Origin of the sequence: Halomonas sp. G15 (genome assembly GCF_021282295.1) — a bacterium.
GTDB lineage: Bacteria > Pseudomonadota > Gammaproteobacteria > Pseudomonadales > Halomonadaceae > Halomonas > Halomonas alimentaria.
In genome coordinates this window covers 94,799-108,820 of record NZ_JAJSPA010000006.1, presented here as the reverse complement: position 1 = coordinate 108,820, position 14,022 = coordinate 94,799, and the positions used below count along the sequence as shown (strand labels likewise).

Here is a 14,022-nt window from a genome sequence, read left to right as displayed (position 1 = left end):
TTTCCGATCAAATGATAAGAAAAACAAACTTAACAAATATATGCTTCGCACTAACACTAGGGCAACGAGTCTCCCAAAGACCCGCTATTCTTCCTGAGTAATTTCAGCCCACAACAACACGAGGCGTCCTATGGCCGGATTCGACAAGCGCGTTAACTCCTATGCAGAGGCGATGGAAGGCATCGAGAGCGGCATGACGGTCGCCGCCGGTGGCTTCGGCCTGTGCGGCATTCCCGAGAACCTGATCGCCGAGATCAAGCGTCGCGGTGTGAACGACCTGACCGTGATCTCCAACAACTGCGGTGTGGACGGCTTCGGCCTGGGCCTGCTGCTGGAAGACAAGCAGATCTCGCGCATCTATGCCTCCTACGTGGGGGAGAACGCGCTGTTCGAGCAGCAGATGCTCAACGACGAGATCGAGGTGATCCTGACCCCCCAGGGCACCCTGGCAGAGAAGATGCGCGCCGGCGGTGCCGGCATTCCCGCCTTCTATACCGCCACGGGCTACGGCACGCCCATCGGCGAGGGCAAGGAGGTGCGCGAATTCAACGGTCGTCCGCACATCCTCGAGGAGGCGTTCCACGCCGACTTCGCCATCGTCAAGGGCTGGAAGGCCGACCGCTACGGCAACGTGGTGTATCGCGATACCGCCCAGAACTTCAATCCGCTGGCGGCCACCTGCGGCCGGATCACCGTGGTCGAGGTCGAGGAGATCGTCGAGCCTGGCGAGCTGAAGCCCGACCAGATTCACACCCCGGGGATCTACGTCGACCGCATCATCCAGGGCTCCTTCGAGAAGCGCATCGAGAAGCGCACCGTGCGCGAGGCGTGATCTCCTCGCTGCTGGCGTTTCTCACCGACCGTTTCTCATCGAACAAAGAGGCAACAAGATGGCACTGACTCGCGAACAGATGGCAATGCGCGTGGCGCGTGAACTGGAAGATGGCTTCTACGTCAACCTGGGCATCGGCATTCCGACCCTGGTGGCCAACTATATCCCCGACGGCATCGATGTGATGCTGCAGTCCGAGAATGGCCTGCTGGGCATGGGGCGCTTCCCTACCGAGGAAGAGGTCGACCCGGACATGATCAACGCCGGCAAGCAGACGGTAACTGCGCGTCCCGGCGCGGCGATCTTCTCCTCGGCGGAGTCCTTCGCCATGATCCGCGGCGGCCACGTCGACCTGACCGTGCTGGGGGCCTTCGAGGTCGACCAGAACGGTAACATCGCCTCCTGGATGATCCCCGGCAAGCTGATCAAGGGCATGGGCGGCGCCATGGACCTGGTGGCGGGCGCAGAGAACATCATCTGCACCATGACTCACGCCTCCAAGCACGGCGAGTCCAAGCTGCTGGAGAGCTGCAATCTGCCGCTGACCGGCGCCGGCTGCATCAACCGGGTGCTGACCGACCTCGCCTACCTGGAGATCAAGGACGGCGCTTTCCACCTCAAGGAGCGCGCCCCGGGCGTCTCCGTCGAGGAGATCAAGTCGCTGACCGCGGGCAAGCTGGTAGTGCCCGATCACGTCCCGGAGATGACCTTCGACTGAGGCGTGACCCTCAACGCTGCTGCCGCGGCCCGGACGTCAAGCGTCCGGGCCGCGCGCGTTCGGGGACGGTGAATTTATGACCATCGCCCCATACGGCCGGTGGTTAGTGGCGTGGTCGCCAATGTTGCACAGCGTTATCCACAGATTTTGTGGACGACAGGTCAGGAGAGCTGGCAGCGGGTGTGGTGAGGCAACAGCAGTTCGACCACTCGCTCCTGGTGGGCGCTGACCGACTTCTGTACCAGCGCGATGCCACCGGTCTCGACACGGTGCTCGTCACCCTCGGCGAAGGGCAGCCGTCGCGAGCCTGACGGGTAGAAGCGATAGTCGACCAGCGGCGAGATAGGAAAGAGGCCGTGATGGCGATCGTCAGTGCCGGCAAACCCGGCCTCTTCCATCCCCCGGTGCAATTCCTCAAGGGAGGCATCGAGGTGCCGGCAATCGTAGCCGACATGGTGCAGCCGCGGCCCGTTGACGGCGAGCAGGGCGGCCAGGGGGTGTGCCTGGTGCAGGGTCTGGTAACTCTCCCAATCAGGCACTGGCCAGGGCCGTCCCCGGCACAGGCGGTTGGGGCCGCGGTGGGCGGACTCGGGGGCCTGGTCGACAAGCGTCTCGAGCAGGGCCCGGGGGCGCCTGGCCAGAGTGCCCATCTGGAGTTCGGCAACGGCGAGCCAGGGGCCTGTGCCTGGCGGTGCCAGCAGGTTGACCAGCAGCCCGCGGTCGGCCATGGCATGACGGTGACGGATGCGGTATCCGAAGTGTGCGAGCGCTGGCATCAGGGCATCCATGCCATGATGGCGGCGATTGAGGGTCAACAGGGCCAGGTATTCGACCGGGGCATCCAGCGGCCAGAGCCGTAGCCCGCCGATCTCCGGATGCTGGTGGATAAAATCCAGCCATAGCTGCTGAATAAACTCTTCCCTCTGCATTGAAAGCGCTTCCCTTGTCGTCGTGACTGGCGGGAAGTATAGGCATCAGCGTCAAGGGACCTTTCAACGCCAGGACTACGCTTTCGAGGGAAGCCGGCGTCAGTGGGCCTGGGCCGCAGACAGCAGGCCGTGTTTGCGCACGTATTGATCGAATTCGGAAAAGCCGCCAATGGGGGTGGCATCAAGGAATACCTGGGGCACGGTGTGCACGGTCTGGCCCACCTTCTTGGTCAGATCGGTCTTGGTCAGTCCCTCGGCATACATGTCGATATAGCGATAGCCTTCGATGGCCCCGGCGGCCTCGAGGCGCTGGGCAAGGTCCTTGGCGAACACGCAGAAGGGACAGCCTGGGCGGCCGTAGATAGTGACGAACATGGGTTCTCCTTGGCGCCTGGGGCGCTGGCTGGAACAAAGATGGCACCATTGTCCGTGATGGCGGACGCCCTGGCCAATAGGTCCTGGCGAGCCGGGTCATTGTCCGCCGCTATGGGTTGTCAGCCGCCATGGATTGTGACCGCCATAGTTCATGGCGTGTCCAGTTCACCGGCATCGGCACGCCGCAGCAACTCGCCCAGTTCGGCGTGGATACCCGGGCTCGAGGCAAGCAGGTTCTCCCCATAGAGTGCCGCGGGGATGCCCTCGGGGCAGGGGTAGAGGTGACCCGTGCGGGCGCCGGCCTCCCTGGCGATCAGCCAGCCGGCCGCAAAGTCCCACGGCGAGACGCTCTCGTAGTAGGCATCCAGTCTTCCGCAGGCGACGTCGCACAGATCGAGTGCCGCCGAGCCGTTGCGGCGCACGTCCTGACAGCGATCGAGCACCGCGGCCAGGCGGCGCATCAGCGGTGGCCGACTGTCGCGGCGGTAGGGAAAGCCGGTAGCGACCAGGCTGCGGCTCAGGTCGGTGCGGCGGCTGGCGTGAATCGGCTCGCCGTTGCGCCAGGCTCCTTCACCGCGGATCGCCGTGTAGGTCTCGCCCAGGAAGGGGGCATGAACCACGCCGATACGCGCCTCGCCATGCTCGAGCCAGGCGATGGAGACCGCGACGTGGGCAAGCCCGTGGGCGAAATTGACGGTTCCATCGATGGGATCGACAACCCACAGTGGCCCCTCCACGGCCAGCACGCTGCGGTCGGGAGAGAGCTCCTCGCTGAGGCGTGCCTCACCCGGGAAGGTGGTCTCCAGCCGTGAGCCGATCTGGCGATCCACCGCCACGTCGATATCGGTCACCAGTTCCTCGCCGCCCTTGTAGCGATGGCCGAAGTCCCGGTCATGACGGGCATCGCGGATACGCTCGCCCGCCTCCAGGGCGATCTCCAGGGCATGCTGCAGGCGTTGGTTGTCGGTCATGGTGGACTCCCTCTGATTGGGCTGGGCTGGACAGCTCCGGGATGGCGCGTGTCGATAGCCTAGCAGCTCGCCGGCCGAGCGCCGATGGCCTCTGGGCCCCGCGGCTCGCTGCGCCTATACTGGCGCCGCCCGACATCGTGGAGAGACTCATGCATGCCCTGACTCCGGAACAGTATCAGCGCCTGCGACGGCTTGCCGAGGCCTGGACCGCCAGCCATCTGCGCGAGTCCAAGTCGCTGTCCCACTTCAATCCGCGGCTGGCTGCCGATGCACTCTGTTTCCAGTGCTATCGCCTGCCCGAGCACGGCGAACAGCTGGTGGGTGCCCTGGTCACGCCGGTGTCGCTGTGGCTGGTGATGCTGCCCGCCGGCGATACCCAGCCCATGCCTGTAGCAGGAGAGCGCTGCACGCTGTCGCTGCCCTCGGGGCGCTACCCCATGGAAGCCGTGGCACTGGGAGAGTCGCTCGGCTGCTGGCGCCTGGTGCTGCTCGATGATCTCGCCGATGTCGCTACGCGACAGGACGCCAGTCGCCTCGCCCAGCGGCTGATGGAGCGGGTGATGGCTCCCGCACAGCAATCCGGGGAAACCTCTCCGCACGGCGAGTGATGCGACACCTCAGCGAGGTGGCGCGGCATGCCGACATCACCTTATGCTGGTGGCTCCACGTATTTCGACAATCTACATCAGCAAGGAGTCGCCAATGTCAGCGTCCGTCACCCCCCGCGTCGCCCTCGTCACCGGTACCAGCAGTGGTATCGGCGAGGCGGTGGTGCGCCACTTCTGTCGCCTGGGCCACCAGGTACTGGCGGTGGACTTCAATCCTGCGGGCCGTGAGGTGGCCGAGGAGGCCGGTGCCAGTTTCTTCCAGGCCGACCTGACGGACGGCGAAGCCTGCAAGGCCGCCGTTGCCGAGGCGGTCAAGCGTTTCGGGCGCGTGGATATCCTGGTCAACAATGCCGGTATCCAGCACGTCTCGCCGATTGAGGAGTTTCCCGAGGCGAAGTGGCGCCAGATTATCGACCTGATGTTGACCGCGCCCTTCCTGCTCACCCAGGCAGCCTGGCCCTCCATGCGCGAGAATGGCTGGGGGCGCATCGTCAACATCGCCTCGGTACACGCCCAGGTGGCATCGCCAGGTAAGTCGGCCTATATCAGTGCCAAGCATGGCATGATCGGCCTGACCAAGACCGCGGCGCTGGAGGGTGGCGCCCAGGGCATCACCGCCAATGCCATCTGCCCCGCCTACGTGAAGACGCCGCTGGTCGACAATCAGATCGCCGATCAGGCGAAGCTGCACGGCATGCAGGAGCAGGAGGTGATCGAGCAGATCATGCTCAAGAATGCCGCCGTCAAGCGCCTGATCGAACCCGGCGAGGTCGCCGAGCTGGTGGCCTACCTGGCCTCCGACGCCGCCGGCGCCGTCACCGGGGCGAGCTGGAATATGGATCTGGGGTGGACGGCGCAATGACCCAGCTGCGCCGGGAGCGGTAAGCGATAAGAGCGACGCTTCGCGCCTGGAAGCCGGAAGAAGAACCGTCCCCATGACCTTGCCATGGGGACGATTCACATGAGCCAGCTATTCAGCTTTCAACGCCGCACCGGTCGTTTCTGCAGCTTGCGCTGCAGTGTGCGGCGGTGCATGCCCAGGGCGCGGGCGGTGGCGGAGATGTTGCCGTCGTGCTCCTGCAGCACCTTCTGGATATGCTCCCAGGCGATGCGGTTGATTGAGGGGGGCTGGTCGGCCACCTCGATCTGCGGGTCGCCATCATGCTTGTTGAATGCGGCCAGCACCTCGTCGGCATCGGCCGGTTTGCATAGGTAGTTGACCGCTCCCAGCTTGATCGCCTCCACGGCCGTGGCGATGCTGGAGTAACCCGTCAGGATCACCACCCGACACTCCGGCACCACTTCCAGCAGCTCCGGTAACAGCTGGAGCCCGGACTCATGCTCAAGCTTGAGGTCGAGGGTGGCCAGGGTGGGGCGGTGCTGACGGGCCAGGGAGAGTGCCTCCTGGGCGTCCCGGGCGACTACCACCTCGTAACCGCGTCGGGTCATGGCACGGTCAAGCACGTGGCAGAACATCTCGTCGTCGTCGATGATCAGCAGGCGTTCGGGCGTCTCTTGCATGGGTCTCTCGCTCGGATGGTGGGTGAGCTCATTCGGCAGCGGGGGCCCGGGGCAGCACGACCTCGGTCAGAGTGCCACCCTGGGGGTGATTGTATAGGCTGACGCCGCCGCCGAAGCGGTTGATGGTGGCATGGGTCAGGAACAGGCCGATGCCCATCCCCTTGCTCTTGGTGGAGACGAAGGTCTCGCCGAGTTGGTCGGCGATAGCCAGGGCAACGCCGGGACCGTGGTCGCGGATATCGATGATTACCTCGTCGTCATGCCAGTCGAGGCCGATGACGATGTCGTCGGGGTTGGCGTCGGCAGCGTTGTTGAGCAGGTTGGTCAGCGCCTGCTCGAGGGTCGTATCCACCGCCAGCCAGGGGCGGCTGCGGTGTTCGGACACTGTCATGTGGTGGCTGACATCCGGACGCAGCACCAGCCAGCGCTGGACCACCCCGGCCAACCACACCTCGGCATCGGTGATCTGCGGCTCGCCCATGCGGCGGCGGTCGGCGCTCTCCACCAGTTGCTGCAGCCGCGACTTGCAGGTATCCACCTGCTGGCGAAGCAGCTCGATATCCTTCTGCAGCATGGGGTTGTCCTCGGCCTCTGCACGCATCTCGGAAAGCAGCACCGCCATGGTGGAGAGCGGGGTGCCCAGCTCGTGGGCGGTACCCGCGGCCTGGGTCGCCACGGCGAGCACCTGCTCGTTGCGCAGGGCGGCTTCGCGGGTCCGTGACAGTGCCTGCTCCCTGCTGCGCAGGGCGTGGGCCATCTTGTAGATGAAGAAGGTGACCAGGCCCGCCGAGAGGGCGAAGTTCAGCCACATGCCAAGCACGTGCAGGTTGAGACCGGCGGTCGGCCCGTGGCCACCGGTCAGCTGGGGTACCGGGTAGTGGAAGGCCAGCAACGCGCTGTAGCCGAGCATGGAGGTGGCCGCGATGATCCAGGCGCAGCGCCAGGGCAGGGTAGCGGCGGCGATGGTCACCGGTACCAGATAGTAGGTGATGAAAGGGTTGCTGGCGCCGCCGGTGAAGTAGAACAGCAGCGTCAGGCCGGCAACATCGGCCAGCAGGTGGAGCAGGTATTCGCCGTCGGTAACCGCGCGGTGGCGGCCCAGGCGCCACCAGGTGGCCAGATTGATCACCGCCATCACCAGCACCACACCGATCACCGCGGTTACCTGGAGTTCGAAGCCCAGCACCTCGACCCCGAAGATGATGGCGGCGAGGAAGCCGGTCCAGGTGATGCCGCGCACGATGGTCAAGCGCACCAGGTTGCGATTGGGGGTGGAGAGGGGCAGTGGCTGGGTGGTCTGCATGCTGGCTCCTTTTCGACCGCCACATGATAGCGCGCCTGTGGCGTCGGGTGGCGTGTCCGACCTACATTTCGGCCCGGCGAGGGCGTAGAATAGTCGCCAAACTCCTCTCTCGGCCCCGCGCTGCTCTCCTCGAGTACAAGGTCGAGAACCAATTGGCGAACCCAACGCATGTCAGACCAGAAACAGGCCCATGAGACCGGGCTTCGACGCACTTTTGCGATCATCTCGCACCCGGATGCCGGCAAGACGACCATCACCGAGAAGATGCTGCTGTTCGGCAATGCCATCCAGATGGCCGGCTCGGTGAAAAGCAAGCGCAACGACCGCCACGCCACCTCCGACTGGATGAAGATGGAGCAGGAGCGCGGCATCTCGGTGACCACCTCGGTGATGCAGTTCCCCTACGGCGGACGCATCGTCAATCTGCTCGACACGCCCGGCCACGAGGACTTCTCCGAGGACACCTACCGCACCCTGACTGCGGTGGATTCGGCGCTGATGGTGATCGACGGGGCCAAGGGCGTCGAGGCGCGGACCATCAAGCTGATGGAGGTGTGTCGCCTGCGTACCACGCCGATCCTCACCTTCATCAACAAGATGGACCGTGACATCCGCGATCCCATCGAGGTGATGGACGAGGTCGAGGAGGTGCTCAATATCCAGTGCGCGCCGATGACCTGGCCGATCGGCATGGGGCGTCACTTCAGGGGTGTCTACCACCTCTACAACGACACCATCCACCTCTATACCCAGGGGCAGGGCAGCCGCATTCCCGATGACAAGCGCATCGAGGGGCTCGACAACCCCGAGGTGGACGCGGTGCTCGGCGAGGAGCAGGCCGAGGAGCTGCGCATGGAGGTGGAACTGGTGCGCGGGGCGTCCCATGAGTTCGACCACGAGGCCTACCTGCGCGGTGAACTCTCGCCTGTCTATTTCGGTACCGCCATGGGCAACTTCGGGGTGCGCGAGATGCTCGACGGCTTCGTCGAATATGCGCCACCGCCGCAGCCTCGCGAGACGGACACGCGAACCGTGGAGGCCGAGGATGGCCGCTTTACCGGCTTCGTGTTCAAGATCCAGGCCAACATGGATCCCAACCATCGCGACCGCATCGCCTTCCTGCGCGTCTGTTCGGGCAAGTACGAGAAGAACATGAAGATGCGCCATGTGCGCATCGGCAAGGACGTCAAGATCGCCGATGCCCTGACCTTTATGGCCTCGGACCGCGCCCAGGTGGAGGAGGCCTGGCCTGGCGACATCATCGGCCTGCATAACCACGGCACCATCCAGATCGGTGACACCTTCACCCAGGGCGAGGACATGCGCTTCACCGGCATCCCGCACTTCGCGCCGGAGTTGTTCAAGCGCGTGCGCCTCAAGGACCCGCTGAAGATGAAGGCACTCCAGAAGGGCCTGCAGCAGCTTTCCGAGGAGGGAGCCACCCAGGTGTTCATGCCGCTGGACAACAACGACCTGATCCTCGGTGCGGTGGGTACCCTGCAGTTCGACGTGGTCGCCCACCGCCTCAAGGAGGAGTACAAGGTCGACTGTGTCTACGAGGGGGTGAACGTCAATACCGCACGCTGGGTCTACTGCGACGATGCCCGCAAGCTCGAGGAGTTCAAGCGCAAGGCGAGCACCAACCTGGCCATCGATGGTGGCGGCTACCTGACCTATATCGCCCCAACGCGCGTGAATCTGCAGATGACCCAGGAGCGCTGGCCGGAGATCCGCTTCCAGCCCACCCGGGAGCATTGATACCCTGGCGATAAGTTGCTGCGTCGCTCGGGGCTGATCCGGCGGCGGGCCTTCGAGGAGGCGCTGTGAACCCATCCCTGGGCGCTACCGATGCCATCCCTGGCATAGGACCTCCTCTTCGACCCGCCCCCGGCGCTCCCTCGCTTCATGCACGTAGCAAGGATACCTCTGCCTTGCGCCTTGATCCTTGTCGCTTGTCACTATGCTGATCGACGCCCACTGCCATCTGGACTTCCCCGACTTCGACGCCGACCGCGAGGCGGTGATCGAACGGGCCCGGGCGGCGGGTGTGGCGCAATTCATCGTGCCGGGCACGACCCGTCAGCGCTGGCCCGGGGTGCTGGCGCTGGGCGCATGCGATGATGTCAGTGTCTGCCTGGGGCTGCACCCCTACTTCATGGAGGAGCACGCCGAGGGGGACATTGAGGCGCTGGCGCAGGCGCTGGAAGCGAACCCGCAATCGGTGGCGGTGGGCGAGTGCGGCATCGACGCCCGCTTCGGCGACACCCTGGACGCCCAGTGGCGGCTGTTCGACGCGCAGCTGCGTATTGCCAAGGCGCGCAAGCTGCCGGTGGTGGTCCACTGCGTACGGGCCAACGACCCGGTGGCCAAGCGGCTGCGCCAGCTCGACCTTCCCGCCGGCGGCCTGGTTCACGCTTTCGCCGGCTCCCCGGAGCAGGCCGGCAAGTTCCTCGACCTGGGGTTCGTGGTGGGTCTTGGCGGGGCGGTCACCTTCGATCGGGCCAAACGCCTGCAGCGGGCGGTGCAGAGCCTGCCCGATGATGGCTATGTGCTGGAGACCGACAGTCCCGACATGCCTCTGGCTGGCCACCAGGGGGAGCGCAATGAACCCGCCCGAGTGGCCGAGGTATGCCGGGTCGTCGCCGGGCTGAGGGGGCAGGGCTCGGAGGCGGTGGCAGCGAACAGCACTGCCACCGCCCGTCGCCTGTTTCGGCTATGACGCCGCCAGGCTCTCCGGATCGAGGCGCTCGATGGGGTAGGGCAGCTGCAGCAGCTTGAGCTTCTGCCCGGCCACACTCAGAGGGCCGATATCCTCCTTGGTGCTTAGCACTACCAGCACCTCTGCCTGGTCGTAGGCGTCGAGCTCGGTGGTGATCACCTCTCCCACCGCCTTGTCATTGGTGTCGAGGACGGGGCTGCCGATTTCCGGCAGTACGCTGCCGTCGAGCTGGCCACGCATCAACCGGCGCTTTACCTGACCCCGGAAGTGGGCGCGTGCCACTACCTCCTGGCCGGTGTAGCAGCCCTTCTTGAAGCTGATGCCGCCCAGTGCCTCCCAGTTGATCATCTGCGGCAGCAGGGCGTCGCGGTGGTGTGAGGTCAACCAGGCCAGACCCGCCTGGATATCGTGCAAACACCAGACCGCATTGCCTGCCGGCGTGGCCTGCTCTGCCAGGGTCGGCCAGACCTCCGTCGCCCGCTCGGTTGGCAGGATGGCCAGCAGGCGCGGGCGCGGGCCGGGGTGTGCCAGCAGCTGGGTCTCGGCGTCGCCGGCCTGATGCCAGATCGCGGGAGGGGCAATATCCAGGCGTACCTCGGCCAGTGCCGAGGCCTCCTGGCCGATCAGGCCGATCAGCGCCAGGTCATCCCGCGCTGTCAGCTGGACCTTGTAGAAGACGGCGAACTTCTTCAGGTGGTCGGCCAGGGAGTCGACCAGGTCGCGGTGCAGGATCAGCCGGTAGTGGCCCTCGGCCACGCGCAGCAGCTGGGCGTTGGCCAGCATCCGCCCCTTGGGGGTGCAGAACACCGTCAGTGGGGCGAAGTCGCCATCGACCAGGTTGAGCTGGGCGCTCGCCTGGCCCTGCAGGAACTTCTCGGCATCGGCGCCCACCACATCCAGCACACCGAACTGCAGGAGCGGTGTCACCACCGTGGCATCCAGGGCCTGACGTGCGGCATCCTGTGTGTCGAAGGTGATGTGGTCGTCGGCGAGCGTGCGTGCGCCCAGCTCGGTGATCCAGTCCTGCATGGGAAGCCTCGTCGTGTCAGGGAAAGGGTCGGGATATCCGGAGACATGCGGGCGCCGCCGCGACATTGCAACCGCTGCCGGCCCGGGTGGCCCATGCTAGACTCCCGGGTTCATCCATGCCAGGCAAGCCAGGAGTCACGTCATGGCCCACCAGTCGCTGAGTTTCGAGGGTGTCACCGACGCCGATCAGGTCAATCGCATCACCACCGCGTTGATGATGCTCGATGGCGTCGATAGTGCCGAGGTGGGGCGCCACGGCGCCGAGGTGGAGGGTCGCGCCCGGCGGGAGGCGATGATCAAGGCGATCGAGGCCCTGAGGCTACCGATCCAAGTCAGGTGAGCAGGGAGTATCCGTGTGAAGAAGACCATTGATATCCAGAGCGTACGCAACCATATCTTCCGTCAGCGGGTCGAGCTTGACGGCTTCGAGGACCTGTTCGTGGATGTGCCGGAAGCCTACGGCGGCGAGGGCGGTGCCCCCGACCCCCACGACTACTTCGATCTGTCGCTTGGGGCCTGCAAGGCGATCACCTCGATGATGTATGCGCGGCGCAAGAAGTGGCCCCTGGAGGGCATCAGCGTCAAGGTGCACCGCGATGACAGCGATGAGCGCCACGGCACCTACCGCCTCGAGGTGGAGATGACTTTCCACGGCATCAGCGACCCGGAGCAGGTCGAGCGCCTCGAGGAGATCAGCCACAAGTGCCCCATCCACCGGCTGATGACCAGCTCCACGGTGGAGGTGAGCACCCGAGCCGTGACCCCGGTCTGATCCGGGGCGTGATACCGAGCGGCGGCCGGGTCGGCCGCCGCCCCAACTCGGAGACCCCATGAGCAAGCCCTTTCGCCTCGCCTCGAAGTTCCAGCCCGCCGGTGATCAGCCATCGGCCATCGACGGCCTGGTGGGTGGCCTGGAGGCGGGGCTGGCCCATCAGACCCTGCTTGGGGTCACGGGCTCCGGCAAGACCTTCACCATGGCCAACGTGGTGGAGCGCCTGCAGCGCCCCACCATCGTCATGGCCCCCAACAAGACCCTGGCGGCGCAGCTCTACGGCGAGTTCAAGGCGTTCTTTCCCGACAACGCAGTGGAGTACTTCGTCTCCTACTATGACTACTACCAGCCCGAGGCCTATGTGCCGTCGTCGGACACCTTCATCGAGAAGGACGCCTCCATCAACGACCACATCGAGCAGATGCGCCTCTCCGCCACCAAGGCGCTACTGGAGCGCCGCGACGCCCTGATCGTGGTCTCGGTGTCGGCGATCTACGGCCTGGGTGATCCCGACCAGTACCTGAAGATGCGCCTGCACTTCACCCGCGGAGAGCTGATCGATCAGCGCAAGTTCCTGCGTCGCCTGGCGGAGCTGCAGTACACCCGCAACGATATGGACTTCAAGCGCGGCACCTACCGGGTGCGTGGCGACGTCATCGACATCTTCCCCGCCGACGCCGAGGACGAGGCGGTGCGGGTGGAGCTGTTCGACGACGAGATCGACTCGATCCGGCTGTTCGATCCCCTTACCGGTGAGGTGCGTGGCGAGGTGCCGCGGATGACCGTCTACCCCAAGTCGCACTACGTGACGCCCCGGGAGACCATCCTCGGTGCCATCGACCAGATCAAGGCGGAGCTGGCCGAGCGTCTCGAGTGGCTCAGGAAGCACGAGCGGCTGGTGGAGGCCCAGCGCCTGGAGCAGCGCACCCTCTATGACATCGAGATGATGCTGGAGCTCGGCTACTGCAACGGCATCGAGAACTACTCCCGCTACCTCTCGGGGCGCAACCCCGGCGAGCCGCCGCCCACCTTCTTCGACTACCTGCCCGACGATGCACTGCTGTTCATCGACGAGAGCCACGTCAGCGTTCCCCAGGTGGGCGGCATGTACAAGGGCGACCGCTCGCGCAAGGAGACCCTGGTGGAGTACGGCTTCCGGCTGCCCTCGGCGCTGGACAACCGCCCCATGAAGTTCGAGGAGTGGGAGGCGATCAGCCCCCAGACGATCTTCGTGTCGGCGACTCCGGGTCCCTACGAGGCCGAGCATGCCGGCCAAGTGGTGGAGCAGGTGGTGCGTCCCACCGGCCTGCTCGACCCGGAGCTCGAGGTGCGCCCGGCCACCACCCAGGTGGACGACCTGCTATCCGAGATCCGCCTGCGCGCCGAGGTCGGCGAGCGGGTGCTGGTGACCACCCTGACCAAGCGCATGGCGGAGGATCTCACCGAGTACCTGGACGAGCACGACGTGCGGGTGCGCTACCTGCACTCAGACATCGACACCGTGGAGCGGGTGGAAATCATCCGCGACCTGCGGCTGGGCAAGTTCGACGTCCTGGTGGGGATCAACCTGCTGCGCGAGGGGCTGGATATCCCCGAGGTCTCGCTGGTGGCGATCCTCGATGCCGACAAGGAGGGCTTCCTGCGCAACGAGCGCTCGTTGATCCAGACCATCGGCCGCGCCGCCCGCAACGCCCACGGCAAGGCGATCCTCTACGCCGACCGGGTCACCGACTCCATGCGCCGAGCCATGGAGGAGACCGAGCGGCGTCGCGCCAAGCAGATCGCCTTCAACGCGGAGCACGGCATCACCCCGCAGACGGTGACCCGCTCGGTGGCGGACATCCTCGAGGCGGCCCAGACCCCCGGGAAGAAGGGCAAGGGGCGCCGCGGCGAGCGCAAGGTGGCCGAGCCGGCCGGAGTCTACGATCCCGCCGACCTCTCGCCGCAGGAGGTGGTGCGCGAGCTCACCCGGGTCGAGGACGCTATGTTCGAGGCCGCCCAGAACCTCGAGTTCGAGGAGGCCGCGCGTCTGCGCGACCGGCTGCACGAGCTCAAGGAGCGACAGCTGGCGTTGGGCGAGGCGTAGTGTGGAAAGTCCTGGGCGGACGGGGACTGTGAACGGCATGCGATGGCCCCGGCGGCGCAGGTTACATAGCACAGGCTTTTATACCGTTATCTTTGTTACGCGTAGCTCAACACTCCAACCTTGGCCGGCAGCAATGTCGACAACCCGCCGGGTAGGGTA

Annotated in this window: 15 protein-coding genes; 9 read left to right on the top strand and 6 right to left on the bottom strand. The window is 65.4% G+C overall.

Annotated features, from left to right (window positions below; genetic code table 11):
- Nucleotides 1-130 precede the first annotated feature (130 nt).
- On the top strand, nucleotides 131-832 hold the full coding sequence (locus tag LWH48_RS05105; protein ID WP_232911696.1) for a CoA transferase subunit A: 702 nt from the start codon (nucleotides 131-133) through the stop codon (nucleotides 830-832).
- Nucleotides 833-890: 58 nt separating this feature from the next.
- A complete protein-coding gene (locus LWH48_RS05100; RefSeq protein ID WP_161432189.1) occupies nucleotides 891-1,550 on the top strand; it encodes a CoA transferase subunit B in 660 nt (219 codons plus the stop codon).
- 161 nt (nucleotides 1,551-1,711) lie between these two features.
- Here LWH48_RS05100 and LWH48_RS05095 read toward each other — a convergent pair whose 3' ends face one another.
- From LWH48_RS05095 to LWH48_RS05085, 3 genes are all read right to left on the bottom strand, one after another.
- On the bottom strand, nucleotides 1,712-2,479 hold the full coding sequence (locus LWH48_RS05095) for a DUF1338 family protein (protein WP_232911694.1): 768 nt from the start codon (nucleotides 2,477-2,479) through the stop codon (nucleotides 1,712-1,714).
- 99 nt (nucleotides 2,480-2,578) lie between these two features.
- Nucleotides 2,579-2,854, bottom strand: coding sequence for a GrxA family glutaredoxin (locus LWH48_RS05090; protein WP_232911693.1), 276 nt, complete (start codon nucleotides 2,852-2,854; stop codon nucleotides 2,579-2,581).
- 149 nt (nucleotides 2,855-3,003) lie between these two features.
- Nucleotides 3,004-3,825, bottom strand: a complete 822-nt coding sequence (locus LWH48_RS05085) for an inositol monophosphatase family protein (RefSeq protein WP_232911692.1) — start codon at nucleotides 3,823-3,825, stop codon at nucleotides 3,004-3,006.
- 149 nt (nucleotides 3,826-3,974) lie between these two features.
- Here LWH48_RS05085 and hybE point away from each other — a divergent pair, with 149 nt between their 5' ends.
- Together hybE and LWH48_RS05075 are read left to right on the top strand one after the other, a co-directional pair.
- On the top strand, nucleotides 3,975-4,433 hold the full coding sequence (hybE, locus tag LWH48_RS05080; protein ID WP_232911690.1) for a [NiFe]-hydrogenase assembly chaperone HybE: 459 nt from the start codon (nucleotides 3,975-3,977) through the stop codon (nucleotides 4,431-4,433).
- 94 nt (nucleotides 4,434-4,527) lie between these two features.
- Nucleotides 4,528-5,295: a 3-hydroxybutyrate dehydrogenase gene (locus tag LWH48_RS05075; RefSeq protein WP_232911688.1), complete on the top strand. Its 768-nt coding sequence runs from the start codon at nucleotides 4,528-4,530 to the stop codon at nucleotides 5,293-5,295.
- A 119-nt stretch (nucleotides 5,296-5,414) separates the two neighbouring features.
- Here the strand turns inward: LWH48_RS05075 and LWH48_RS05070 are convergent, their stop codons facing one another.
- Both LWH48_RS05070 and LWH48_RS05065 read right to left on the bottom strand, forming a co-directional pair.
- On the bottom strand, nucleotides 5,415-5,954 hold the full coding sequence (locus tag LWH48_RS05070; protein ID WP_161432183.1) for a response regulator transcription factor: 540 nt from the start codon (nucleotides 5,952-5,954) through the stop codon (nucleotides 5,415-5,417).
- Between the two features lie 28 nt (nucleotides 5,955-5,982).
- Complete coding sequence (locus tag LWH48_RS05065; RefSeq protein WP_161432182.1) at nucleotides 5,983-7,257, bottom strand: ATP-binding protein; 1,275 nt, start codon at nucleotides 7,255-7,257, stop codon at nucleotides 5,983-5,985.
- A 168-nt stretch (nucleotides 7,258-7,425) separates the two neighbouring features.
- Here LWH48_RS05065 and LWH48_RS05060 point away from each other — a divergent pair, with 168 nt between their 5' ends.
- Together LWH48_RS05060 and LWH48_RS05055 are read left to right on the top strand one after the other, a co-directional pair.
- Nucleotides 7,426-9,015, top strand: coding sequence for a peptide chain release factor 3 (locus tag LWH48_RS05060; RefSeq protein WP_161432181.1), 1,590 nt, complete (start codon nucleotides 7,426-7,428; stop codon nucleotides 9,013-9,015).
- 202 nt (nucleotides 9,016-9,217) lie between these two features.
- Nucleotides 9,218-9,976, top strand: a complete 759-nt coding sequence (locus LWH48_RS05055) for a TatD family hydrolase (RefSeq protein WP_232911711.1) — start codon at nucleotides 9,218-9,220, stop codon at nucleotides 9,974-9,976.
- Here LWH48_RS05055 and ygfZ read toward each other — a convergent pair.
- Nucleotides 9,971-11,005: a CAF17-like 4Fe-4S cluster assembly/insertion protein YgfZ gene (gene ygfZ, locus LWH48_RS05050; protein ID WP_161432180.1), complete on the bottom strand. Its 1,035-nt coding sequence runs from the start codon at nucleotides 11,003-11,005 to the stop codon at nucleotides 9,971-9,973. The genes LWH48_RS05055 and ygfZ overlap by 6 nt on opposite strands.
- A 142-nt stretch (nucleotides 11,006-11,147) precedes the next feature.
- On the opposite strand from ygfZ, the gene LWH48_RS05045 reads away from it, so the two are divergent.
- The 3 genes from LWH48_RS05045 to uvrB are packed head-to-tail and all read left to right on the top strand — an operon-like array spanning nucleotide 11,148 to nucleotide 13,863.
- Nucleotides 11,148-11,345 (top strand): hypothetical protein, encoded by a 198-nt coding sequence (locus LWH48_RS05045; protein WP_161432179.1) that lies wholly within the window; start codon nucleotides 11,148-11,150, stop codon nucleotides 11,343-11,345.
- Between the two features lie 15 nt (nucleotides 11,346-11,360).
- Nucleotides 11,361-11,777 (top strand): OsmC family protein, encoded by a 417-nt coding sequence (locus LWH48_RS05040; RefSeq protein WP_232911687.1) that lies wholly within the window; start codon nucleotides 11,361-11,363, stop codon nucleotides 11,775-11,777.
- 58 nt (nucleotides 11,778-11,835) lie between these two features.
- Nucleotides 11,836-13,863, top strand: coding sequence for an excinuclease ABC subunit UvrB (gene uvrB / locus LWH48_RS05035; protein ID WP_232911685.1), 2,028 nt, complete (start codon nucleotides 11,836-11,838; stop codon nucleotides 13,861-13,863).
- Nucleotides 13,864-14,022: the final 159 nt, after the last annotated feature.

Bases quoted from the DNA above. Each gene is read 5' to 3' on its own strand.
- LWH48_RS05065 (WP_161432182.1), bottom strand. From the start codon at position 7,257: ATGCAGACCACCCAGCCACTGCCCCTCTCCACCCCCAATCGCAACCTG.
- LWH48_RS05045 (WP_161432179.1), top strand. From the start codon at position 11,148: ATGGCCCACCAGTCGCTGAGTTTCGAGGGTGTCACCGACGCCGATCAG.
- LWH48_RS05105 (WP_232911696.1), top strand. From the start codon at position 131: ATGGCCGGATTCGACAAGCGCGTTAACTCCTATGCAGAGGCGATGGAA.
- LWH48_RS05085 (WP_232911692.1), bottom strand. From the start codon at position 3,825: ATGACCGACAACCAACGCCTGCAGCATGCCCTGGAGATCGCCCTGGAG.
- uvrB (WP_232911685.1), top strand. From the start codon at position 11,836: ATGAGCAAGCCCTTTCGCCTCGCCTCGAAGTTCCAGCCCGCCGGTGAT.
- LWH48_RS05070 (WP_161432183.1), bottom strand. From the start codon at position 5,954: ATGCAAGAGACGCCCGAACGCCTGCTGATCATCGACGACGACGAGATG.
- LWH48_RS05100 (WP_161432189.1), top strand. From the start codon at position 891: ATGGCACTGACTCGCGAACAGATGGCAATGCGCGTGGCGCGTGAACTG.
- LWH48_RS05055 (WP_232911711.1), top strand. From the start codon at position 9,218: ATGCTGATCGACGCCCACTGCCATCTGGACTTCCCCGACTTCGACGCC.
- LWH48_RS05060 (WP_161432181.1), top strand. From the start codon at position 7,426: ATGTCAGACCAGAAACAGGCCCATGAGACCGGGCTTCGACGCACTTTT.
- LWH48_RS05095 (WP_232911694.1), bottom strand. From the start codon at position 2,479: ATGCAGAGGGAAGAGTTTATTCAGCAGCTATGGCTGGATTTTATCCAC.
- LWH48_RS05075 (WP_232911688.1), top strand. From the start codon at position 4,528: ATGTCAGCGTCCGTCACCCCCCGCGTCGCCCTCGTCACCGGTACCAGC.
- ygfZ (WP_161432180.1), bottom strand. From the start codon at position 11,005: ATGCAGGACTGGATCACCGAGCTGGGCGCACGCACGCTCGCCGACGAC.
- LWH48_RS05090 (WP_232911693.1), bottom strand. From the start codon at position 2,854: ATGTTCGTCACTATCTACGGCCGCCCAGGCTGTCCCTTCTGCGTGTTC.
- hybE (WP_232911690.1), top strand. From the start codon at position 3,975: ATGCATGCCCTGACTCCGGAACAGTATCAGCGCCTGCGACGGCTTGCC.